23 protein-coding genes and 1 riboswitch are annotated in these 22720 nt (G+C 72.8%); of the genes, 16 read left to right on the top strand and 7 right to left on the bottom strand.

The annotated features are described in order from the left end of the window. Positions 1-8 precede the first annotated feature (8 nt). From ACIQUR_RS10650 to ACIQUR_RS10620, 7 genes are all read left to right on the top strand, one after another. A complete protein-coding gene (locus ACIQUR_RS10650; RefSeq protein WP_403662645.1) occupies positions 9-512 on the top strand; it encodes an NUDIX hydrolase in 504 nt (167 codons plus the stop codon). Between the two features lie 55 nt (positions 513-567). Next, the gene (locus ACIQUR_RS10645) at positions 568-876 is read left to right on the top strand and encodes a DUF2469 domain-containing protein (protein WP_006139554.1); all 309 of its coding nucleotides are present in this window, start codon (positions 568-570) and stop codon (positions 874-876) included. Between the two features lie 195 nt (positions 877-1071). Continuing rightward, positions 1072-1470: a YraN family protein gene (locus ACIQUR_RS10640; protein ID WP_403661567.1), complete on the top strand. Its 399-nt coding sequence runs from the start codon at positions 1072-1074 to the stop codon at positions 1468-1470. After that, a complete protein-coding gene (locus tag ACIQUR_RS10635; RefSeq protein WP_403661564.1) occupies positions 1470-3080 on the top strand; it encodes a YifB family Mg chelatase-like AAA ATPase in 1611 nt (536 codons plus the stop codon). The genes ACIQUR_RS10640 and ACIQUR_RS10635 overlap by 1 nt, the downstream gene beginning before the upstream one ends. Positions 3081-3093: 13 nt before the next feature. After that, positions 3094-4296 (top strand): DNA-processing protein DprA, encoded by a 1203-nt coding sequence (gene dprA, locus ACIQUR_RS10630; RefSeq protein ID WP_403661561.1) that lies wholly within the window; start codon positions 3094-3096, stop codon positions 4294-4296. 215 nt (positions 4297-4511) lie between these two features. Continuing rightward, complete coding sequence (gene whiG / locus ACIQUR_RS10625; protein WP_399952857.1) at positions 4512-5348, top strand: RNA polymerase sigma factor WhiG; 837 nt, start codon at positions 4512-4514, stop codon at positions 5346-5348. A 52-nt stretch (positions 5349-5400) separates the two neighbouring features. Next, the gene (locus ACIQUR_RS10620; RefSeq protein ID WP_403662642.1) at positions 5401-5958 is read left to right on the top strand and encodes a TetR/AcrR family transcriptional regulator; all 558 of its coding nucleotides are present in this window, start codon (positions 5401-5403) and stop codon (positions 5956-5958) included. Here the strand turns inward: ACIQUR_RS10620 and ACIQUR_RS10615 are convergent. Further along, positions 5912-6547 carry a M23 family metallopeptidase gene (locus ACIQUR_RS10615; protein WP_403661557.1) on the bottom strand — a complete coding sequence of 212 codons (636 nt, stop codon included), beginning with the start codon at positions 6545-6547 and terminating at the stop codon, positions 5912-5914. The two genes, ACIQUR_RS10620 and ACIQUR_RS10615, sit on opposite strands and share 47 nt — an antisense overlap. Before the next feature lie 269 nt (positions 6548-6816). Between ACIQUR_RS10615 and rpsB the strand changes: the two genes are divergently transcribed. The 9 genes from rpsB (at position 6817) to ACIQUR_RS10570 (ending at position 16565) form a co-directional block, all read left to right on the top strand. Beyond that, positions 6817-7677, top strand: coding sequence for a 30S ribosomal protein S2 (gene rpsB / locus ACIQUR_RS10610; RefSeq protein WP_403661554.1), 861 nt, complete (start codon positions 6817-6819; stop codon positions 7675-7677). Between the two features lie 135 nt (positions 7678-7812). Then, the gene (tsf, locus tag ACIQUR_RS10605; RefSeq protein ID WP_403661550.1) at positions 7813-8649 is read left to right on the top strand and encodes a translation elongation factor Ts; all 837 of its coding nucleotides are present in this window, start codon (positions 7813-7815) and stop codon (positions 8647-8649) included. Between the two features lie 156 nt (positions 8650-8805). After that, positions 8806-9585 (top strand): UMP kinase, encoded by a 780-nt coding sequence (gene pyrH / locus ACIQUR_RS10600; protein WP_403661547.1) that lies wholly within the window; start codon positions 8806-8808, stop codon positions 9583-9585. Between the two features lie 49 nt (positions 9586-9634). Beyond that, entirely contained in the window at positions 9635-10192 is a 558-nt protein-coding gene (gene frr, locus ACIQUR_RS10595; RefSeq protein ID WP_399953061.1) for a ribosome recycling factor, read from the top strand. Beyond that, a complete protein-coding gene (locus tag ACIQUR_RS10590) occupies positions 10192-11259 on the top strand; it encodes a phosphatidate cytidylyltransferase (RefSeq protein ID WP_399952843.1) in 1068 nt (355 codons plus the stop codon). The genes frr and ACIQUR_RS10590 overlap by 1 nt, the downstream gene beginning before the upstream one ends. Before the next feature lie 174 nt (positions 11260-11433). Continuing rightward, positions 11434-12546 (top strand): 23S rRNA (adenine(2503)-C(2))-methyltransferase RlmN, encoded by a 1113-nt coding sequence (gene rlmN / locus ACIQUR_RS10585; RefSeq protein WP_403661542.1) that lies wholly within the window; start codon positions 11434-11436, stop codon positions 12544-12546. A gap of 19 nt (positions 12547-12565) precedes the next feature. Further along, positions 12566-12676: riboswitch (TPP riboswitch) on the top strand. Positions 12677-12760: 84 nt separating this feature from the next. Then, positions 12761-13861: a thiamine ABC transporter substrate binding subunit gene (locus ACIQUR_RS10580; RefSeq protein ID WP_403661539.1), complete on the top strand. Its 1101-nt coding sequence runs from the start codon at positions 12761-12763 to the stop codon at positions 13859-13861. Between the two features lie 68 nt (positions 13862-13929). Next, the gene (locus ACIQUR_RS10575) at positions 13930-15537 is read left to right on the top strand and encodes an ABC transporter permease (protein ID WP_403662639.1); all 1608 of its coding nucleotides are present in this window, start codon (positions 13930-13932) and stop codon (positions 15535-15537) included. Continuing rightward, a complete protein-coding gene (locus ACIQUR_RS10570; protein ID WP_403661536.1) occupies positions 15537-16565 on the top strand; it encodes an ABC transporter ATP-binding protein in 1029 nt (342 codons plus the stop codon). Before ACIQUR_RS10575 ends, ACIQUR_RS10570 begins: the two co-directional genes overlap by 1 nt. A 31-nt stretch (positions 16566-16596) precedes the next feature. Here ACIQUR_RS10570 and ACIQUR_RS10565 read toward each other — a convergent pair whose 3' ends face one another. The 6 genes from ACIQUR_RS10565 to ACIQUR_RS10540 form a co-directional block, all read right to left on the bottom strand. Beyond that, positions 16597-17508: a hypothetical protein gene (locus ACIQUR_RS10565; RefSeq protein ID WP_403661533.1), complete on the bottom strand. Its 912-nt coding sequence runs from the start codon at positions 17506-17508 to the stop codon at positions 16597-16599. A 92-nt stretch (positions 17509-17600) separates the two neighbouring features. Then, on the bottom strand, positions 17601-18692 hold the full coding sequence (locus tag ACIQUR_RS10560; protein WP_403661530.1) for an LOG family protein: 1092 nt from the start codon (positions 18690-18692) through the stop codon (positions 17601-17603). Positions 18693-18717: 25 nt separating this feature from the next. Next, positions 18718-19785, bottom strand: a complete 1068-nt coding sequence (locus ACIQUR_RS10555; RefSeq protein WP_403661527.1) for a hypothetical protein — start codon at positions 19783-19785, stop codon at positions 18718-18720. Then, a complete protein-coding gene (locus ACIQUR_RS10550) occupies positions 19767-20552 on the bottom strand; it encodes an ABC transporter ATP-binding protein (RefSeq protein ID WP_403661524.1) in 786 nt (261 codons plus the stop codon). Before ACIQUR_RS10550 ends, ACIQUR_RS10555 begins: the two co-directional genes overlap by 19 nt. 250 nt (positions 20553-20802) lie before the next feature. Then, positions 20803-22182 carry an aspartate aminotransferase family protein gene (locus ACIQUR_RS10545; protein ID WP_403661521.1) on the bottom strand — a complete coding sequence of 460 codons (1380 nt, stop codon included), beginning with the start codon at positions 22180-22182 and terminating at the stop codon, positions 20803-20805. After that, positions 22167-22670: an Lrp/AsnC family transcriptional regulator gene (locus tag ACIQUR_RS10540; protein ID WP_403661518.1), complete on the bottom strand. Its 504-nt coding sequence runs from the start codon at positions 22668-22670 to the stop codon at positions 22167-22169. The genes ACIQUR_RS10545 and ACIQUR_RS10540 overlap by 16 nt, the downstream gene beginning before the upstream one ends. Between the last annotated feature and the right edge of the window lie 50 nt (positions 22671-22720).

Genomic DNA, 22720 nt, shown 5'->3' with positions numbered 1-22720 from the left:
GCGGGCCGGTGTCCGCCGGGCCGGGCGGGCCGGAGGTGCGGCTGGTGTCGCGGGTGATCCTGCTGGACCCCGAGGACCGGATCCTGCTGCTGCACGGCTTCGAGCCGGCGGACCCGTCGGACCACTGGTGGTTCACCCCCGGCGGCGGCCTGGAGGAGGGCGAGTCCCGCGAGGAGGCCGCCCTGCGCGAGCTGGCCGAGGAGACCGGGATCACGCGGGTCGAACTGGGACCCGTGCTGTGGCGGCGCTACTGCGCGTTCCCCTTCGACGGGCGCCGCTGGGAGCAGGACGAGTGGTACTTCCTGGCCCGGACCGACCAGACGGCGACCGTGATGGGCGGGCTGACGGAGCTGGAACGGCGCAGCGTGGCCGGGGCGAGGTGGTGGACCTCCGAGGAACTGTCGGCGGCCCGTGAGACGGTGTACCCGACCAGGCTCGCCGAGCTGCTGCGCACGCTGCTCGTCGAGGGTCCTCCGGATGTGCCGGTGGTGCTGGCCCCGGAAATCGTTTAGGGGCCCACCCGGCTGGCGCACAATAGGGGGACGCACGGCTGAAGGGGAACATGCCATGAGCGCCGAGGACCTCGAGAAGTACGAGACCGAGATGGAGCTGAAGCTCTACCGGGAGTACCGCGACGTCGTCGGGCTGTTCAAATACGTCATCGAGACCGAGCGGCGCTTCTACCTGACGAACGACTACGAGATGCAGGTGCACTCGGTCCAGGGCGAGGTGTTCTTCGAGGTCACGATGGCCGACGCCTGGGTGTGGGACATGTACCGGCCGGCGCGGTTCGTGAAGCAGGTGCGGGTGCTGACCTTCAAGGACGTGAACATCGAGGAGCTCAACAAGAGCGACCTCGAACTTCCGGGGAGCTGATCGCGGGGGCCGCCGGGCCGTGGCCCGGCGGCCGCTGGGGCAGTGGGGCCGTGAGGCCGTGGGGCCGTTCAGGACCTGGCGGCGGGGGGCGTTAGCCCGTGTGGGTGACGAGGTTGTCCACATCGGGCGGACTGTCCACCAAGATCCACTTCGGGGCGGTGGGTGCGGGACATTCGGTGCCGGAGGTGGTGCCGGATGGACGCACACGAGACCGGAGGGCCCGACCCGCGGGGGGACCGGGCCCGGCGGGCGCTGGGACGGTACGGCGAGGAGCTGGCCGCGCGGCGGCTGGCCGAGGCCGGGATGACGGTGATCGCGCGGAACTGGCGGTGCCGGGGCGGGGAGATCGACATCGTGGCCCGCGAGGGCGACGCCCTGGTGGTCTGCGAGGTGAAGACCCGCCGGGAGGGTGCCTTCGAGCACCCCATGGAGGCGGTCCGCCCCGCCAAGGCCGCCCGGCTGCGCCGGCTCGCCGGCCGCTGGCTGGCCGACCACGGGGGGCCACCCGGCGGCGGGGTCAGGATCGACCTGGTCGGGGTGGTGCTGCCGCGGCGCGGAGCCCCCGTGGTGGAGCACGTCAGGGGGGTGGCCTGATGGGGTTCGCACGGACCTGTTCGGTGGCCCTCGTCGGCGTCGACGGCGTGGTGGTGGAGGTCCAGGCCGACCTGGAGCCCGGGGTGGCCGCGTTCACGCTGGTGGGGCTGCCCGACAAGACGCTGGTCGAGAGCCGGGACCGGGTCAGGGCCGCCGTCGTGAACTCCGGTGCCGACTGGCCGCAGAAGAAGCTCACCGTCGGGCTCAGTCCGGCCGCCGTGCCCAAGTCGGGCTCCGGCTTCGACCTGGCCGTGGCCGCCGCGGTGCTCGCGGCGGCGGAGCGGGTGGACCCCCGGGCGATCGAGGACCTGGTGCTGATCGGCGAACTGGGACTGGACGGCCGGGTGCGGCCGGTGCGCGGGGTGCTGCCGGCGGTGCTCGCCGCGGCCGAGGCCGGGTACCGCCAGGTGGTCGTCGCCGAGCAGTCCGCCGCCGAGGCCTCCCTGGTCCCCGAGGTGTCGGTGCTCGGGGTGCGCAGCCTGCGGCAGCTGATCGCCGTGCTCACCGACGGCGAGGTGCCCGAGGAGGCGCCGGAGGAGCCCGGGCGGCCGGACCCGATGCTGGCGGGCCTGCTGGTGCCCGGCGCGGGAGCGGGCACCGGGGCGGCGGGAGCGGACGGGGTGCCGCCCGACCTCGCGGACGTCGCGGGCCAGCCGGTGGCACGGAGGGCCCTGGAGGTGGCCGCGGCCGGGGGCCACCACCTCTTCCTGAGCGGACCGCCCGGCGCGGGGAAGACGATGCTCGCGGAGCGGATCCCCGCGATCCTGCCGCCGCTCTCCCGGCGGCAGTCCCTGGAGGTGACCGCCGTCCACTCCGTCGCCGGCATCCTCCCGCCCGGGGAGCCCATGGTGGCCCGCGCGCCCTACTGCGCGCCCCACCACTCGGCCACCATGCAGTCCCTGGTCGGCGGGGGGAACGGCATGCCCAGGCCGGGCGCCGTGTCCCTGGCCCACTGCGGGGTGCTCTTCCTGGACGAGGCCCCCGAGTTCAGCCCCAAGGTGCTGGACGCGCTCCGCCAGCCCCTGGAGTCCGGCCAGGTGGTCATCGCACGGGCCGCGGGGGTGGTCCGGCTGCCGGCCCGGTTCCTGATGGTGCTGGCCGCGAACCCCTGCCCGTGCGGGCGGTTCTCGCGGCACGGCACCGGGTGCGAGTGCCCCTCGTCCGCGATCCGCCGGTACCAGGCACGGCTCTCGGGGCCGCTGCTGGACCGCGTCGACCTCCGCGTCGAGGCCGAGCCGGTCAGCCGCGCCGACCTGCTGGGCCGGAGCGGCGGGGAGCCCACCGAAGCCGTCGCCGCCCGGGTGCGGGAGGCCAGGGCCCGCGCCGCCGCCCGGCTGGCCGGCACCCCCTGGGCGGTCAACGCCGAGGTGCCGGGGCACGAGTTGCGCACCCGCTGGCAGGTGGCACCCGGCGCCCTCGGCCCGGCCGAGCGCGACCTCGACCGGGGGCTCCTGACGGCCCGTGGGCTCGACCGGGTGCTGCGGGTCGCCTGGACCGTGGCCGACCTGCGCGGGCGGGACCGCCCGGAGGCGCTGGACGTGGCCGTCGCCCTGGAGCTGCGCACCGGCGTGGCCCGTGGGACGCCCCAGGCCGTGGGGGAGCGGGTGTGAGCGCGCGGGAGGCATGCCGCGTGCGCCGGCGGCGGGGGTGGAGTGGGGTGGCGCGGTGGACGAGCTGACGGCGCGGGCCGCGCTGACCCGCGTACTGGAGCCCGGAGAGGAGCACGGGGGGCGCTGGTTGCGGCGGTTCGGCGCGGAGGAGCTGGTGCGCCTCCTGCGGGACCCGGACGCGGCCGGGGGCGCGCTCACGGGCGTGGGGCCGGACCGGCTCGCCGGGTACCGCAGGCGGGCCGCGGCGGCCGAGCCGGGCAGGGACCTGGCGGCGGTCGCGGCGGTGGGCGGACGGTTCGTCACCCCCGGCGGTCCGGAGTGGCCGAGCCAGCTGGACGACCTGGGCGACGCCCGGCCGGTGGGCCTCTGGCTGCGGGGACCGCACGACCTCCGCACCTGGGCGCTCCGGTCCGTGGCACTCGTCGGAGCCCGGGCGTGTACTCCGTACGGGGCACACATGGCGACCACGCTGGCTGCCGGGCTGGCCGAGCGCGGCTGGGTCGTCGTCTCGGGCGCGGCGTACGGGATCGACGCGGCCGTGCACCGGGGCGTGCTCGCGGCCGAGGGGGCCACGGCGGCGGTGCTGGCCTGCGGGGTCGACACCAGCTACCCCCGCGGCCACGACGGGCTCCTGCGGCGGATCGCCACCCAGGGCCTGGTCGTCGGGGAGCTGCCGCCCGGCAGCCATCCCACGCCCAGCAGGTTCGTCCTGCGCAACCGCGTGATCGCGGCCCTGACTCGCGGCACGGTGGTCGTCGAGGCCGCCTACCGCAGCGGCTCGCTGGTCACCGCCCGCGCCGCGCAGCGGCTGGGGCGGCACACCATGGGCGTGCCGGGACCCGCCACCAGCGGGCTCTCGGCCGGGGTGCACGAGCTGATCAGGGGCGGCGCGGTGCTGGTCACGGACGCGGCGGAGGTGGCCGAACAGGTCGGCGCCATGGGCGAACTGGCGCCCGGCCGGCGCGGCCCCGTCGTCGCCCGGGACCTGCTGCACCCCGCCGCCGCGCGGGTGCTCGAAGCACTGCCGGCCGGACGGCCGGCGGGGGTGCGGGAACTCGCCCTCGGCGCGGGCACCAGCACCGATGAAGTCATCGGCAGACTGTACGAACTTCACTCCCTGGGGTTCGTCGAACGGCAGGGCGATGACTGGCGGTTGACCACTCCGGCGGATGACGCGGCCGGGCAATCCGCAGGCCCCCGGCGAGGCGGTCCTTGACCTGGGGCGATCCGGTGAAAGGGTGAAGGCGATGAGATACGCCGTCTTCCCGGTGGCACCCTCGGGGCCCGTGTGCGAGGCGCGGGCCCAGGGCCGTCGGCGTCACCGCGGACGCCCCTGTACCCACGCGCGATCCCGTACTCTTCGCGCACCGCGACACTCCAGTCACGCTACGCTCCCAAGGATCCCGACTGCAGAACGGCTCAAGGCGACGCATGCCCCAGCACACCTCCGGGTCTGACCGCGCCGCGGCACCCCCCGCCGCCCGAGAGGGCGTCCGGGCACCCGCACCCTCCTCCCTGGACGAGCTGTGGCGGTCGTACAAGGAGACCGCCGACGAGCGCCTGCGCGAGCAGCTGATCCTGCACTACTCGCCCCTGGTGAAGTACGTGGCCGGCCGGGTGAGCGTCGGCCTCCCGCCCAACGTGGAGCAGGCCGACTTCGTCTCCTCCGGGGTGTTCGGACTGATCGACGCCATCGAGAAGTTCGACATCGACCGCTCGATCAAGTTCGAGACCTACGCGATCACCCGGATCCGCGGCGCGATGATCGACGAACTGCGGGCCCTGGACTGGATCCCGCGCTCGGTGCGGCAGAAGGCCCGGGCCGTCGAGCGGGCGTACGCCACGCTGGAGGCCCAGCTGCGGCGCACTCCCACCGAGACGGAGGTCGCCTCGGAAATGGGCATCGGCGTGGAGGAACTGCACGCTGTTTTCAGCCAGTTGTCCCTGGCGAACGTGGTGGCCCTGGAAGAGCTGCTGCACGTGGGCGGCGAGGGCGGCGACCGCCTGTCGCTCATGGACACCCTGGAGGACACCGCCGCGGACAACCCGGTCGAGGTGGCCGAGGACCGCGAGCTGCGCAGGCTGCTGGCGCGGGCCATCAACACCCTGCCCGAGCGCGAGAAGACCGTGGTCACCCTCTACTACTACGAGGGCCTCACGCTGGCCGAGATCGGCAACGTCCTCGGCGTGACCGAGAGCCGGGTGAGCCAGATCCACACCAAGTCCGTGCTCCAGCTGCGCGCCAAACTGGCGGACGTCGGCCGCTGACCTTGCGCCCCCTCCGTAGAGTGGAAGCGTGCCAAGGATTCGAGCGGCCTCCGTGGCCGAGCACCGGACGATGCAGCGCGGCGCCCTGCTGGATGCCGCGCGTTCCCTGCTGTCCGAAGGCGGTACGGAGGCGCTGACCTTCCCCGCCCTCGCCGAGCGGACCGGCCTGGCCCGTTCCTCCGTGTACGAGTACTTCCGCTCCCGCGCCGCGGTCGTCGAAGAGCTGTGCGCCGTCGACTTCCCGGTCTGGGCCGCCGAGATCGAGGCCGCCATGCAGGCGGCCGGGACCCCCGAGGGCAAGATCGAGGCCTACGTGCGGAGCCAGCTGGCCCTCGTCGGCGACCGGCGGCACCGCGCCGTCGTCGCGATCTCCGCCAGCGAACTGGACGCCGGGGCCCGCGAGAAGATCCGCGCCGCGCACGGCGGACTGGTCGCGATGATCGTCGAGGCGCTGGCGGCGCTCGGCCACGACCAGCCCAGGCTGGCCGCGACCCTGCTCCAGGGCATCGTCGACGCCGCCGTCCGCCGCATCGAACTCGGCGCCGCCGAGGACCCCTCCGCGATCACCGACGTGGCCGTGGCCATGGCGATGCGGGGCGTACGGGGCTGACCCGCCCGGTCCCGGGTCCCGGGCCGCCGGACAGCGGCAGCAGCCGCGGCGCCGTCCGCGGGAGCAGGGACAGCGGGTCCAGGTAGACCTCTCCGGCGAGCAGCCCCCAGTGCAGGCACGGCGCGGTGCAGTGGCCGCCGGCGGTCGTCACCGCCACCACCTGCCCCCGGGCCACCGCCTCGCCCTCGGCGACCAGCGGACGCACCGGCTCGTACGTGGTGCGCAGCGGCGTGCCCGCGACGGTCAGCGAGAGCACCCCGCGCCCCGCCACCGGCCCGGCGTGGTGCACCCGCCCCGCGGCCACCGCGCGGACCTCCGTGCCCGGTGCCGCGGCCAGGTCCACCCCGCGGTGTCCCGCCGCGTACGGCGTCGGCGGCGGCAGCCAGCCGCGCAGCAACCGCAGCGGCGCCGGGAGCGGCCGCACCGCCGCGGGCGCCGGGCGGACGGCGGCCGGCGCCCCGGGTACGGGGGCCGGCACCGCGCGAGCGGCGCGTGGGAGCCCGTACCCGGCGGACGCGGCGGCGGGTGCGCCGTATCCGGAGAACGGCAGGAGCAGGGTCAGGACCAGGCCGAGCAGCAGGGGAGTCATGTCCCGCAGCATCCCGCCGGGCGCCGTCCGCGCGCGCGGGCCTGTGGACGGGCGGCCGCCTGTGGACAGGCGCGTCACCCGGCACGCTCCCGGGTCCCGTACACTTCTTGTGGCGATCCGGGTCACCGGGTCGACTTCGCACGCCCCGCCACCTGGTCGATCACGACCGGTGGCCGCGCTCCTCGGTCCCTCGTGGCACGGCGCGTCGGGGCGTCAGGCGCGACCGCCGTCCGGTGGTCGCGGTAACCGAGCAATCAAGGAGTACGGCCATGGCCGTCGTCACGATGCGGGAGCTGCTGGAGAGCGGCGTCCACTTCGGTCACCAGACCCGTCGCTGGAACCCGAAGATGAAGCGCTTCATCTTCACCGAGCGCAACGGCATCTACATCATCGACCTGCTCCAGTCGCTGTCGTACATCGACCGCGCCTACGAGTTCGTCAAGGAGACCGTCGCGCACGGCGGCTCCATCATGTTCGTCGGCACGAAGAAGCAGGCCCAGGAGGCCATCGCCGAGCAGGCGACCCGCGTCGGCATGCCGTACGTCAACCAGCGCTGGCTGGGTGGCATGCTCACCAACTTCTCCACCGTCTACAAGCGTCTGCAGCGCCTCAAGGAGCTCGAGCAGATCGACTTCGAGGACGTGGCCGCCTCCGGCCTCACCAAGAAGGAGCTCCTGGTCCTCTCCCGCGAGAAGGCCAAGCTGGAGAAGACCCTCGGTGGCATCCGCGAGATGCAGAAGGTGCCGAGCGCCGTCTGGATCGTCGACACCAAGAAGGAGCACATCGCCGTCGGTGAGGCGCGCAAGCTCCACATCCCGGTCGTCGCGATCCTCGACACCAACTGCGACCCCGACGAGGTCGACTACAAGATCCCGGGCAACGACGACGCGATCCGCTCCGTCACCCTGCTCACCCGCGTGATCGCCGACGCCGTCGCCGAGGGCCTCATCGCCCGTTCCGGCGTTGCCGCCGGTGACTCGAAGCCGGGCGACAAGACCGTCGGCGAGCCGCTGGCCGAGTGGGAGCGCGACCTGCTCGAGGGCGAGAAGAAGGCCGACGAGGCCCCGGCCGCCGCCGAGGCCCCCGCCGCCGAGGCCGAGGCCCCGGCCGCGGACGCCGAGCAGGCCTGACCCACTGAGAGAGCCCGGCGTTCACCTGCCGGGCACTCCCAGCACGGACGATGACGACGGGGGACGGTGCTCACGAGGCACCGGCCCCCGCCGTTCACCCGTAGATCTACGACTTCGAGAGAGAATCACAGACTCATGGCGAACTACACCGCCGCTGACGTCAAGAAGCTCCGCGAGCTCACCGGCGCCGGCATGATGGACTGCAAGAAGGCCCTGGACGAGTCGGACGGCAACGTCGACAAGGCCGTCGAGGCCCTGCGCATCAAGGGCCAGAAGGGCGTCGCCAAGCGCGAGGGCCGCTCCGCCGAGAACGGCGCCGTCGTCTCCCTGCTCGCCGACGACAACACCTCCGGTGTGCTCGTCGAGCTGAAGTGCGAGACCGACTTCGTCGCCAAGGGTGACAAGTTCCAGGCCGTCGCCGCCGAGATCGCCAAGCACGTGGCCGCCACCTCCCCGGCGGACATCGCGGCGCTGCTCGCCTCCGAGATCGAGGCCGGCAAGACCGTCCAGGCGTTCGTGGACGAGGCCAACGCCAACCTCGGCGAGAAGATCGTCCTGGACCGCTTCGCGCAGTACGCCGACGGTTTCGTCTACTCGTACATGCACCGCACCATGCCCGACCTGCCCCCGCAGATCGGTGTCCTGGTCGAGCTGGACAAGGCCGACGCCAACCTCGCCAAGGGCGTCGCGCAGCACATCGCCGCGTTCGCCCCGAAGTACCTGGCCAAGGAGGACGTCCCGGCCGAGGTCGTCGAGTCCGAGCGCCGCGTCGCCGAGGAGACCACCCGCGCCGAGGGCAAGCCCGAGGCCGCCCTGCCGAAGATCGTCGAGGGTCGCCTCAACGGCTTCTTCAAGGACGCCACGCTCCTGGGCCAGCCCTACGCGCTGGACAACAAGAAGTCCGTCCAGCAGATCCTGGACGAGGCCGGTGTCACCCTGAAGCGCTTCACCCGCATCAAGGTCGGCATCTGAGTCCGTACGCGACGGACACCGGACCCCGGTAGGGTCTGAGGCAGTCGTCCGCGTTCGCGCCGGTCGACCGCAGATCTGACGAGGAGGCCATTGCCGCACAGGGAACCGCAAGGACCCCGGCAATGGCCTTCTTCGTATGTGCACGAGGAGATCTCCATGAATCAGGGCGTGGACCCCCACACCGCTTCCGACGACAAGAGCGACCACGACAAGAAGGGCCGCCGCTTCATGCTGAAGCTGTCCGGCGAGGCCTTCTCCGGCGGCGGGGGACTGGGCGTCGACCCCGACGTCGTGCACGCGATCGCGCGCGAGATCGCGGCGGTCGTCCGCGACGGCGCCGAGATCGCCGTCGTCATCGGCGGCGGCAACTTCTTCCGCGGCGCCGAGCTCCAGCAGCGCGGCATGGACCGGGCCCGCTCCGACTACATGGGCATGCTCGGCACCGTGATGAACTGCCTCGCCCTCCAGGACTTCCTGGAGAAGGAGGGCATCGACTCCCGCGTGCAGACCGCCATCACCATGGGCCAGGTCGCGGAGCCGTACATCCCGCTGCGCGCCGTGCGCCACCTGGAGAAGGGCCGCGTCGTCATCTTCGGCGCCGGCATGGGCATGCCGTACTTCTCCACCGACACCACGGCCGCCCAGCGCGCCCTGGAGATCGACGCCGAGGCCCTGCTCATGGGCAAGAACGGTGTCGACGGCGTCTACGACTCCGACCCCAAGGCCAACCCCGACGCGGTCAAGTTCGACGCCCTGGAGTACGGCGAGGTGCTGTCCCGCGACCTCAAGGTCGCCGACGCCACCGCCATCACGCTCTGCCGTGACAACAAGCTGCCGATCCTCGTCTTCGAGCTGCTCGCGGAGGGCAATATCGCGCGCGCCGTGAAGGGTGAGAAGATCGGCACGCTCGTGAGCGACCAGGGCACCCGGGCCTGAGCGACCCACCCCGCCCGAACCATCCACTCAAGACATGCAGGAGCACGTGGTGATCGAAGAAATCCTCCTCGAGGCCGAGGAGAAGATGGAGAAGGCCGTCGTGGTCGCCAAGGAGGACTTCGCCGCGATCCGCACCGGCCGTGCGCACCCGGCGATGTTCAACAAGATCGTGGCCGACTACTACGGCGCGCTGACCCCCATCAACCAGCTCGCGTCCTTCTCGGTGCCCGAGCCGCGCATGGCCGTGGTGACCCCGTTCGACGCGAGCGCGCTGCGCAACATCGAGCAGGCCATCCGCGACTCGGACCTCGGCGTCAACCCGAGCAACGACGGCCGCATCATCCGGGTCAACTTCCCGGAGCTCACCGAGGAGCGCCGCCGCGACTACATCAAGGTCGCCCGCGGCAAGGCCGAGGACTCGAAGGTCTCCATCCGCTCCGTGCGCCGCAAGGCCAAGGACGCCCTCGACAAGCTCGTGAAGGACAAGGAGTCCGGCGAGGACGAGGTGCGCCGCGCCGAGAAGGAGCTCGACGACACCACCGCGAAGTACGTCGCGCAGGTGGACGAGCTGCTCAAGCACAAGGAAGCCGAGCTCCTCGAGGTCTGATGAACGACTCTTCCTGGGCGGCGGAGCCGGTACCGGCGGGTCCCGCATACGATGTGCTCGGAGGGCCGCAGACTCGGCCCATGCCCATCGTGCCCGACGCCGCCGGTCGAGACTTCGAAGACCGGGAACCACGCGACCGGGGGGCGGCTCAGCCGAGCGGCCCCCTGTTCCGCGACGAGACGCCGCCGCAGGAGCCCATGCCCACGCCCCCGCCCCAGGCCCCGCAGGAGGCCTCCTCCCCGCCGCCGAAGAAGCGTGCGGGGCGGGACCTGCGCGCCGCCATAGGGGTCGGCGTCGGCCTCGGCGCCGTGATCTTCGCCTCGCTCTTCATCGTGAAGGCGGTCTTCGTCGGCGTCATCGCGGTCGCGGTGGTCGTCGGGCTGTGGGAGCTGACCTCCCGGCTCCAGGAGCGCAAGGGCATCAACGCGCCCCTGGTCCCGCTCGCCGTCGGCGGCGCCGCGATGGTCGTCGCCGGGTACGTGCGCGGGGCCGAGGGCGCCTGGGTCGCGATGGCCCTGACCGCGCTCGCCGTGCTCGTGTGGCGGATGACGGAGCCCCCCGAGGGCTACCTGAAGGACGTCACGGCCGGCGTGTTCGCCGCGTTCTACGTGCCGTTCCTCGCGACCTTCGTGGCGATGCTGCTGACCGCCGACGACGGCCCGCAGCGGGTGCTCACCTTCCTGGTCCTCACGGTGGTCAGCGACACCGGCGCCTACGCGGTGGGCTGGCGCTTCGGCAAGCACAAGCTCGCCCCGCGGATCAGCCCCGGGAAGACCCGGGAGGGACTCTTCGGCGCCGTGGCCTTCGCGATGGCGGCCGGTGCGCTGTGCATGGAGTTCCTGATCGACGGGGGCAGCTGGTGGCAGGGCCTGCTGCTGGGCCTCGCGGTCGCGGTCAGCGCCACCCTGGGCGACCTCGGTGAGTCGATGATCAAGCGGGACCTCGGCATCAAGGACATGGGCACCCTGCTGCCCGGTCACGGCGGGATCATGGACCGGCTGGACTCGCTGCTGCCCACCGCGCCGGTGGTGTGGCTGCTGCTGGCGCTCTTCGTGGGCACCGGCTGAGCCGTCCCGGGTATCCTGGAAGGCGCGTCACTCCCGAGTGGCGCGCCTTTCTCGTCCCCCGCGAGCCGCGGGGGGACGCCCTGTGAGGTCTCCTGGCGCCGGTCGCGCCAATGCCATCGGCTCCGTTTTCCGCGGAGGCCGGCCAGGCCTCGTCGTACTGAGGAGAAACCGATCATGGCCCGCCCCCTTCCGGGAGAACTGACCTTCGTCGCGCCCAAGGGGGCGAAGAAGCCGCCCCGGCACCTCGCCGACCTCTCGCCCGCCGAGCGGCGCGAGGCCGTGGCCGCGATCGGCGAGAAGCCGTTCCGCGCGAAGCAGCTCTCGCAGCACTACTTCGCCCGCTACGCGCACGACCCGGCCGAGTGGACCGACATCCCGGCCGCCGCGCGCGAGAAGCTCCAGCAGGAGCTGCTGCCCGACCTGATGAGCGTGGTCCGGCACATCAGCTGTGACGACGACACCACCCGCAAGACCCTCTGGAAGCTGCACGACGGCACGCTGGTCGAGTCCGTCCTGATGCGCTACCCGGACCGGGTCACCATGTGCATCTCCTCGCAGGCCGGCTGCGGCATGAACTGCCCGTTCTGCGCCACCGGACAGGCGGGCCTGGACCGCAACCTGTCCACCGCCGAGATCGTCCACCAGATCGTCGACGGCATGCGCGCCCTGCGCGACGGCGAGGTCCCGGGCGGCCCGGCCCGCCTGTCGAACATCGTCTTCATGGGCATGGGCGAGCCGCTGGCCAACTACAAGCGGGTCGTCGGCGCCATCCGCCGCCTGACCGACCCCGAGCCCGACGGCCTGGGCCTGTCGCAGCGCGGCATCACCGTCTCCACCGTCGGCCTGGTCCCGGCCATGCTGCGGTTCGCCGACGAGGGCTTCAAGTGCCGCCTCGCCGTCTCCCTGCACGCTCCCGACGACGAGCTGCGCGACACCCTCGTCCCCGTGAACACCCGCTGGAAGGTCCGCGAGGTCCTCGACGCGGCCTGGGAGTACGCCGAGAAGTCCGGCCGCCGCATCTCCATCGAGTACGCGCTGATCCGCGACATCAACGACCAGGCCTGGCGCGGCGACCTGCTGGGACGCCTCCTCAAGGGCAAGCGTGTGCACGTCAACCTGATCCCGCTCAACCCGACCCCGGGCTCCAAGTGGACGGCCTCCCGCCCCGAGGACGAGCGGGCCTTCGTCCAGGCCATCGCCGGCCACGGCGTCCCGGTGACCGTCCGCGACACCCGTGGCCAGGAGATCGACGGAGCGTGCGGACAGCTCGCCGCCAGCGAGCGGTAACCTGGCCCCGTACATCTGCATATTCCGACAGGGGAGCGCCACAGCGCTGAGAGTGCGGGCACCGTCACGCCGCAGACCCTCTGAACCTCGCCCGGGTCATTCCGGGTAGGAAGTTCGGTCATCACTCAAGCTGTTGCGCCCTGCCCCGGCGTCCGCTCCCAGAGCGCCGGGGCGGGGCCGCGTCTTCTCCTGGTCACTCCAGGAGGAATGTTCCGTGAGCACCACCAAGAAGATGGCGGGCGCCGTGCTGGCCACCGCCCTGGGCGCGGCCGCGCTCGCCGGCTGCGGCAACGGTGACGAGAAGGACGGTGCGGCGCCGGGCGGCGGGCCGAAGTCCAAGACGGTCACCCTCGTCAGCCACGACTCCTTCAACGCCACCCCGGCCGTGCTGAAGGAGTTCGAGCAGCAGAGCGGCTACACGGTCAAGGTCCTCAAGAGCGGTGACGCGGGCGCGGCCCTCAACCAGGAGATCCTCACCAAGGGCTCCCCGCGCGGCGACGTCTTCTTCGGCGTCGACAACACGCTGCTCTCCCGCGCCCTCGACAACGGCATCTTCGTCCCGTACGAGGCCAAGGGCCTGGCGGAGGTCCCCGAGCAGTACCAGCTGGACAAGGCCGAGCACCGCGTCACCCCGGTCGACTCCGGCGACATCTGCGTCAACTACGACAAGAAGTTCTTCGCCGACAAGAAGCTGGCCCCGCCGGTCACCCTCGACGACCTGGTCAAGCCCGAGTACAAGAACCTCCTGGTCACCGAGAACGCCTCGACCTCGTCGCCCGGCCTCGGCTTCCTCCTCGCGACCGTCGGCAAGTACGGCGAGGACGGCTGGAAGGACTACTGGACCAGGCTCAAGGCCAACGGCGTCGAGGTCGTCGACGGCTGGGAGCAGGCCTACAACGAGCGCTTCTCCGGCTCCGCGGGCGGCAAGAAGGCCAAGGGCGACCGCCCGCTGGTCGTCTCCTACGCCTCCAGCCCGCCGGTCGAGGTGCTGTACGGCGAGCCGCAGCCGGCCGTGGCGCCCACCGGCGTCTCCACCGGCACCTGCTTCCGCCAGACCGAGTTCGCCGGCCTGCTCCGGGGCGCGAAGAACGAGGCGGGCGGCAAGGCCCTGCTGGACTTCCTGATCAGCAAGAAGTTCCAGGAGGACATGCCGCTCCAGATGTTCGTGAACCCGGTGGTCAAGGACGCGAAGCTGCCGGAGATCTTCACCAAGCACGGCGTGGTGGTCGAGAAGCCGGAGACCGTCGCTCCGGACGCGATCGCCAAGAACCGTGAGCAGTGGGTCGGGGCATGGACCTCGCTCGTGCTGAAGTAGCGGAGGACGCGGTCCGGGAGGTGCCCGCGGGCTCCTCCCGGCGCGCGACGGCGGTGCGGCTGGGCCTGATGGCCCTGCCGCTCGCCTTCTTCGCGATCTTCTTCGCCTGGCCCGTGGCCGCGATCGTGGGCCGCGGGATCAGGACCGGCACCGGCTGGCAGTTCGGCCGGATCGGCGAGGTGCTCACCCGGCCCGACATCGCCGGGGTGCTGTGGTTCACCACCTGGCAGGCGCTCGCCTCCACGGCACTCACGCTGCTGATCGCGCTCCCCGGCGCGTACGTCTTCGCGCGCTTCGAGTTCCCCGGCAAGCAGCTGCTGCGGGCCGTGGTCACCGTCCCCTTCGTGCTGCCGACCGTCGTGGTGGGCACGGCCTTCCTGGCGCTACTGGGCCGGGGCGGGATGCTGGACGAGCTGTGGGGCGTACGCCTCGACACCACCGTGTGGGCCATCCTCCTCGCGCACGTCTTCTTCAACTACGCCGTCGTGGTACGCACCGTCGGCGGCCTGTGGTCCCAGCTGGACCCGCGCCAGGAGGAGGCCGCCCGCGTGCTGGGCGCCGGCCGGTTCGGCGCCTGGCGGCGCGTGACGCTGCCCGCCCTCGGGCCGGCCGTCGCCGCGGCCGCCCTGATGGTCTTCCTCTTCACCTTCACCTCCTTCGGCGTCGTCCAGATCCTCGGCGGACCGGGGTACGCCACGCTGGAGGTGGAGGTCTACCGGCAGACCGCCCAGCTGCTGGACCTGCCGACCGCCGCCGTGCTGACGCTGGTGCAGTTCGCCGCCGTCGGTGCGATCCTCGCCGTGCACGCCGTGACGGTGCGCCGGCGCGAGACCGCGCTCCGGCTGGTCGACCCCGCCCGCACGGCCCACCGGCCCGCCGGCCCCGGGCAGTGGGCGCTGCTCGGCGGGGTGCTCCTGACGGTCCTGCTGCTGATCGTGCTGCCCCTGGGCGTGCTGGTGGAACGCTCCTTCGACGCGCCCGGCGGCCACGGCACCGACTTCTACCGGGCACTCCAGTCCGCCGACGGCGGCACCTTCCTGGTCCCGCCGCTGGAGGCGGTCTGGAACTCCCTCCGGTACGCGCTGGCCGCCACCGGCATCGCGCTGCTGATCGGCGGCCTGGCCGCGGCGGCGCTCACCCGGCGCGCCGGCCGCCTGGTGCGGGGCTTCGACGCCCTGCTGATGCTGCCGCTGGGCGTGTCCGCGGTGACGGTGGGCTTCGGGTTCCTGATCACGCTGGACGAGCCGCCGCTCGACCTGCGCACCTCCTGGATCCTGGTGCCGCTGGCGCAGGCGCTGGTCGGGGTGCCCTTCGTGGTGCGGACGATGCTGCCCGTACTGCGTGCCGTGGACGGGCGGCTGCGGGAGGCGGCGGCGACGCTCGGCGCCTCGCCGCTGCGGGCCTGGCGGGAGGTGGACCTGCCGATGGTGCGGCGGGCGCTGCTGATCGCCGCCGGGTTCGCCTTCGCGGTGTCCCTCGGCGAGTTCGGGGCCACCGTGTTCATCGCGCGGCCCGACCGGCCGACGCTGCCGGTGGCCGTGGCGCGGCTGCTGGGGCGCGCGGGTGAGCTGAACTACGGGCAGGCGATGGCGCTGAGCACGATTCTGATGGGGGTGTGCGCGGTGTCCCTGCTGGTGCTGGAGCGGCTGCGGCCCGAGCGGTCCGGGGAGTTCTGATGACGTTGCTGGAACTGGACGCGGTGTCGGTCCGCTTCGGGTCGCGGACGGTGCTGGACGTCGTGGACCTGGCGGTGGCCGAGCACGAGACCGTCTGTGTGCTGGGTCCGAGCGGGAGCGGCAAGTCCACGCTGCTGCGGGTGGTCGCCGGGCTCCAGCCCGCGGCCGGGCGCGTGCTGCTGGGCGGGGCCGACCAGAGCGGCGTGCCCGTGCACCGGCGCGGGGTCGGCCTGATGTTCCAGGACCACCAGCTGTTCCCGCAGCGCGACGTGGGCGGCAACGTCGCCTTCGGGCTGCGGATGCGGGGGGTCGGGCGGGCCGAGCGGGAGGCGCGGGTCGCCGAGCTGCTGGAGCTGGTGGGGCTGCCGGGTGCGGGGCGCCGGGCCGTCGCCTCGCTGTCCGGGGGCGAGCAGCAGCGGGTGGCCCTGGCCCGGGCGCTGGCGCCGCGGCCGCGGCTGCTGATGCTGGACGAGCCGCTGGGCCAGCTGGACCGCGGGCTGCGTGAGCGGCTGGTGGTCGAGCTGCGGGGGCTGTTCTCCCGGCTCGGTACGACCGTGCTGGCCGTGACGCACGACCAGGGCGAGGCCTTCGCGCTCGCCGACCGGGTGGTCGTGATGCGGGACGGGCGGATCGCCCAGGCGGGGACGCCGCTGGAGGTCTGGCAGCGGCCCGCCTCGGAGTTCGTGGCCCGGTTCCTCGGCTTCGACAACGTGGTGCCGGCCACCGTGACCGGCCCCGCCGCCGACACCCCGTGGGGCAAGGTCCCGGTGCCGGAGGGCTCCCCGGAGGGCGCCGGCCGGCTGCTGGTGCGGCCCGCGGGCGTGCGGCTGGTACGGCCGGACGAGGGCCTGCCCTGCGCGGTGGTCTCCCGTACGTTCCGGGGCACGCACGTGGCGCTGACCCTGCGGCCGGAGTGCGGGGGACCGGAGCTGGAGGCCGAGTGCGACCTGGCGTCGGCGGCGGACCCGGGCACCCGGGTGGGCGCCGCCTTCACCCCGTCGGAGGTGGTCGTCCTGCCGGACGCCTAGGACTGCGTCCGGCAGGTCCGGCGCGTCCCGCTCAGGGCGCCGGGACCGGGACCCTGAGGTCGGCGGGGGTCTGCGCCGGTGCCGGGGCGTCGTGGTTGCCGTACCAGGCGACGGCCACCGCGCCCGCCACGGCCAGGGCGAAGCCCACGGCCGCGAGCCAGGCGAAGCCGGGGCGGGAGGCATCGCCGAGCCAGAGGACGCCGATCGCGCCCGGGAGCACGGTCTCGCCGACGACCAGTGCCGCGGTGGCGCCGTTCACCGAGCCGATCTGCAGGGCCACCGTGTGCAGGTACATGCCGCCGACGCCCGCGATCACGATGGCGTACAGGGCCGGGTCGGCCAGCAGCGCCGGCGGGTCGAACGGGTCGATGCCGTCCAGGATCCGCACGCCGACGCCCAGCGCGCCGAAGCCCAGGCCGGACAGCAGACCGGCGAGGATCGCGGCCCGGCCGCCGAGGAGGCGTACGGCGACGGTGCCGCCCAGCATCAGCAGGACGGTGACGGCCAGCAGCCACCAGTGCGTCGACCGCTCGGCGTGGTGGCCCCCCTCGTGTCCCGCGGCGGTCGCCAGCAGCACCAGCGCCCCGCAGACCACGCCGATGGACGCCCACTCCTTGCGGCTCAGCCGGATGCCCAGCAGCTTCACGCTCAGGACCGCGGTGATCACCAGGTTCGCGCTGATCACCGTCTGGGAGAGGAAGAGCGGGAGCAGCCTGGCGGCCAGCGCGCCGAGCCCGAAGCCCACGAAGTCCAGGATCGTGCCGACGATGAACTCCCAGGTCAGCGCGGCCTTGGCGGTGGAGGACAGGTTCGGGCCGCCGTGCTGGGTCAGGCCGGCGCCCGGCTCGGCCCGGGCGGCCCGCCGGGAGCCCACGGCTTGCAGCACGGATCCCGTGCCGTAGCAGATCGACGCCGCCACAGCGGTCAGCAGGCCTATGAGCACGGGGGGCTCCGTTCGCGTCTGGCAGGTTTTGCGGTACGACTGCCAGACGTGTCTTCGGGGCCCGGGGTTGCCTCCGGCGGCGGGACCGCGGGTCAGGACAGGCGGGCCAGCGCCTCCGGGACCTCGTCGACGGAGTCGACCAGCGCGATCCGCGACTCCATCGCGCGGCCGCGGGCCAGCGACCGGAGCAGCGGCCACGCGGGCAGGTGCTCGGTCCAGTGGCGGCGGTCGACCAGCACCATGGGGGTGGGCTCGCCGCGCGATCCGTAGTAGTTCGGGGTCGCGTTGTCGAAGATCTCCTGGAGCGTGCCCGCGGCACCCGAGAGGAACACCACACCGGCCGTGCACCGGGCCAGCAGCCCGTCCTCGCGGGTGGCGTTGGCGAAGTACTTCGCGATGTGCCCGGCGAAGGCGTTCGGCGGCTCGTGGCCGTAGAACCAGGTCGGGATGCCGATCGAGTCGCCGCCCGCGGGCCAGCGCTCGCGGACCGCGAAGGCGGCCTGCGCCCAGTCGGTGACCGACGGCTCGAAAGAGGGCGCCTTGGCCAGCAGGTCGAGCGCGAGGTCGAGGGCGTCGTCCTCGAAGGGGGCGAGGTACGCGCCGAGGTTGGCCGCCTCCATCGCGCCGGGACCGCCGCCGGTGGCCACGGTCAGACCGGTACGGGCCAGCGTGCGGCCGAGCCGGGCGGCGCCCGCGTACGCGTCCCCGCCGCGGGCCATCGCGTGGCCGCCCATCACCCCGGCCACGCGCGCGCCGGCGAGGTGCTCGTCGAGGGCGTCGGAGACGGCGTCGTCGTGGAGGGAGCGGAGCATGGAGGAGAAGACGTCGCCGTCGGCCTTGGTCTGCTGGAACCAGGCGTACGAGAGGGCGTCCGGCGTGGCCTCGTAGCCCTCGGGCAGGCCCTCGTACAGCTCGCCGGGCGTGTAGAGCAGCCCGCGGTACGGGTTGAAGGGCAGGTCGGGGACGGGCGGGAAGACCAGCGCGCCGTCGGCCCGGACCTTGGCCGCGGCATCGGGCTCCATCGCGCAGCCGAGGAACACCGCCGAGGAGGTGTCCGCCGACAGCAGCGCGAAGGTGCGTTCCAGCAGGTTGACCGACTGGACGCGGTAGCCGCTCAGTGAGCCCCGGGCGACGACCTGGTCGAATTCGGCGAGGGTCTCGATCTCGATGTCTGCACTGGCCATCCGGCAACCCTACGGGCGGTCCCCCCTAACGGGTGAGGGCCAGCCGCGTCAGCTCCGCCACACCCCAGACCACCGGCACGCACAGCGTGGCGAGGGCGCCGGACCGCAGCAGGGCCGCGGAGCGCAGCACGCGGGCCGGGGTGCCGAGCTCCAGCAGCGCGGCCCGGGTGGCCTCCCGCTCCTGGTACGACTCGACGGCCGAGGTCAGCAGGGTCGCGGCGGCGCACGCCCCGACCAGTGCGGCGGCGACCCGCGTGAGCGGGCCCAGCGGCAGCAGGGTCAGGGGGCCGCCGGTCAGGGAGACCAGGGCACCGGCGGCGACGGCGCACAGCACCCCGAGGGGACGCCCGATCCGGCCGGCCTCCTCCTGGAGCGCCCGCCCGGCGAGCAGCCGTACGGCGCCGGGCCTCACCAGCTGCACCAGCGCTCCGCAGCCGTGGGCCAGCGCGGGCCCGGCCAGGGCGAGGCCGGCGGTGACCAGGACCCAGCCGGGCAGGCCGCCGGCGGTCCCGCCGCCGGCGGACGCGAGGACGGCGAGGCCGCCGGCGAAGGCGGCCACCCCCCAGGGCAGGCCTTCCTGCGGCGGGCGCACGGTCCGGGTGTGCGGGACGAGGGCGGCCGCGGCGGCCCCGGCGAGCGGCACGACGGCGAGCAGCGTCAGGCCGGCGGCGACGGGGAACGGCTGGTCGGCCCGGAGCACCGCGGCTGCGGCGCCGTCGAACGGCAGGCCCGAGAGGTCGCCCCTCAGGTGGAGGAAGAGGAGCAGCGCCAGGGTGCTGCCGAGGGTGCAGGCGATGGCGGTCGAGACGGCGGCGACGACGGTGAGCCGGACCGGGCCGAGGCCGACGGCGGAGAGTCCCTCGCGGGGGCGGGTCGCCGGGTCGGTACGGGCCACGGCCACGGCGAACTGCACGGTGAGCGCCAGCGGGACCAGGCACCACAGCAGCCTGGGCAGCTGTCCCTCGGGGCGGGCGACCGCGCAGGCCAGGATGAAGAGCAGCAGGAAGCCGGTGCCGGCGGAGGCGGCGGCCACCAGCAGCCGGCGCACCTGGACGAGGGGGCGGGAGCCCCGGGCTAGGCGGAGAGTGAGCATGCGGCGCGGCCCTCCGCATCGCCGGGGCCGGCGGGGGAGCCGGCCGTGGTGTGCGGGACGGCTCCGGCGAGGCGGCCGTCGCAGAGGGCGACCGTGCGGTCGGCCTGGGCGGCGGTCTCGGTGTCGTGGGTGGCCAGGACGACGGTGATGTCGTGCGAGCGGGCGGCCGTGGTCAGCGTGCGCAGGAGCAGGGCGCGGTCGGCCAGGTGCAGCGGGGCGGTGGGCTCGTCGGCGAAGACCACGGCGGGCTGGTTGACCAGGGCGCGGGCGAGCGCGACGCGCTGGGCCTCGGCGTGGCTGAGGGCGCCGGGCCGGCGGCGGGCGTAGCCGTCCATGTCGAGCCGGTCCAGCCATTCGGAGGCGGCCCGCTTGGCGGCGCGGTGGGGGGTGCCGGCGATCAGCAGGGGGAGTGCGGCGTTCTCCCAGACGTTGAGTTCGGGGACGAGCCGGGGCTCGGGGCCGATCCAGCCGAAGCGGTCGCGGCGCAGGCGCTCGCGGACGAGGGCGGTCATCGTGTGGACCGGGACGCTGTTGAACCAGACCTCGCCCTCGTCGGGCCTGAGCTGTCCGGAGAGGCAGCGCAGCAGGGTCGTCTTGCCGCTGCCGCGGGGGCCGGTCACGGCGAGGATCTCGCCTTCGCGCACGCCGACGGAGACGCCGGAGAGGGCGGGCGCGCCGCTTCCCGCGGGCTCCGTCCGGGAGGACCCCCGGTGGGTGTGGTGCAGGGACCGTGCCCAGAGCACGTCGTTGTCCGGCGGGGCCACCATCACGTACACCTCGGTTCACTTCGACTGCGGATCGGACGGCCGCTCTGTGCGTTTCCCCCGTCCGGGGGAACGAAGCAGCGGGCCGATCGGTCACTGGGCACCGTGAGGACCGTAAGCAGGGGGGACGGCCGAGTCCGGACAGCACACGGCCCGGACCCTCGCGTTCTCACTCGAACGGAGGATCCGGGCCGTGTGCCCGCATGGGTTCGTCAGGCGGGACGGGTGCCTGGACGAACCTCGGCAGGTTTCCTTACAGCTTGGTCCAGGCCTCGGTGAACACCGAACGCAGGATCTGCTCGATCTCGTCGAACTGCTGCTGCGTGGCGATCAGCGGCGGGGCCAGCTGGACGACCGGGTCACCGCGGTCGTCGGCGCGGCAGTAGAGGCCGGCGTCGTACAGCGCCTTCGAGAGGAAGCCGTAGAGCACGCGCTCGATCTCGTCGTCGTTGAAGGACTCCTTGGTGTGCTTGTCCTTCACGAGCTCGATGCCGTAGAAGTAGCCGTTGCCGCGGACGTCGCCGACGATCGGCAGGTCGTGCAGCTTCTGCAGCGTCTTCAGGAAGGCGGACTCGTTGTCCAGCACGTGCTGGTTGAGGCCTTCCTTGTCGAAGATGTCGAGGTTGGCCAGGGCCACCGCCGACGACACCGGGTGGCCACCGAAGGTGTAGCCGTGCAGGAAGGTGTTGTCACCCTTGTAGAACGGCTCCGCGACGCGGTCCGAGACGATGCAGGCACCGATCGGGGAGTAGCCCGAGGTCATGCCCTTGGCGCAGGTGATCATGTCCGGCACGTAGCCGAACTTGTCGCAGCCGAACATCGTGCCGAGGCGGCCGAAGGCGCAGATGACCTCGTCGGAGACGAGCAGCACGTCGTACGTGTCGCAGATCTCGCGCACGCGCTGGAAGTAGCTGGGCGGCGGCGGGAAGCAGCCACCGGCGTTCTGCACCGGCTCCAGGAAGACCGCGGCGACGGTGTCGGGGCCCTCGAAGAGGATCTGCTGCTCGATCTGGTCGGCGGCCCAGCGGCCGAAGGCCTCGGGGTCGTCGCCGTGGATCGGGGCGCGGTAGATGTTGGTGTTCGGGACCTTGTGGGTGCCCGGGACCAGCGGCTCGAAGGGGGCCTTCAGGGCCGGCAGGCCGGTGATGGACAGGGCGCCCTGCGGGGTGCCGTGGTAGGCGACCGCGCGGGAGATGACCTTGTACTTGGTCGGCTTGCCCTTGAGCTTGAAGTACTGCTTGGCGAGCTTCCAGGCGGTCTCGACCGCCTCGCCGCCGCCGGTGGTGAAGAAGACCTTGTTCAGGTCGCCCGGGGCGTAGTTGGCCAGACGCTCGGCCAGCTCGACGGCCTTGGGGTGCGCGTACGACCACACGGGGAAGAACGCGAGCTCCTGGGCCTGCTTGTACGCGACCTCGGCCAGCTCCTTGCGGCCGTGTCCGGCGTTGACCACGAACAGTCCGGCGAGACCGTCCAGGTAGCGCTTGCCCTTGTCGTCGTAGATGTAGGCGCCCTCACCACGCACGATGGTGGGGACGGGGTTCTTCTCGTACGAGGACATGCGGGTGAAGTGCATCCACAGGTGGTCGTACGCGGTCTTGGACAGGTCCTGGGTCACGGTTATCGAGTTCCCCACATGTAGGTCTGCTTCTTCAGCTTCAGGTAAACGAAGCTTTCGGTGGACCGCACGCCGGGGAGCGTGCGGATCCGCTTGTTGATGGTTTCCAGCAGGTGGTCGTCGTCCTCGCAGACGATCTCCACCATCAGGTCGAACGAGCCGGCGGTCATCACGACGTACTCGCACTCGGCCATCGCGGTCAGCGCGTCGGCCACGGGGTCGAGGTCGCCCTCGACGTTGATGCCGACCATCGCCTGGCGCCGCAGACCCACGGTGAGCGGGTCCGTGACGGCGACGATCTGCATGACGCCCTGGTCCAGGAGCTTCTGCACTCGCTGGCGCACGGCGGCCTCGGACAGGCCGACGGCCTTGCCGATGGCTGCGTAGGGACGGCGTCCGTCCTCCTGCAGTTGCTCGATGATCGCCAGGGATACAGCATCGACCGACGGGGACGGGTGCCGGTTCCTGGAATCTGCGCTTCGACTGACCACGACCTCACTGTGCACGAGGAGTCGACAGTTCCGCAACCCGGAATCGATGAAATTCGTTGTTCGGG

Source organism: Streptomyces sp. NPDC101132, assembly GCF_044759225.1.
In the GTDB taxonomy this organism is placed as follows: Bacteria; Actinomycetota; Actinomycetes; order Streptomycetales; family Streptomycetaceae; genus Streptomyces.
This window is presented reverse-complemented; position numbering and strand designations above follow the sequence as displayed.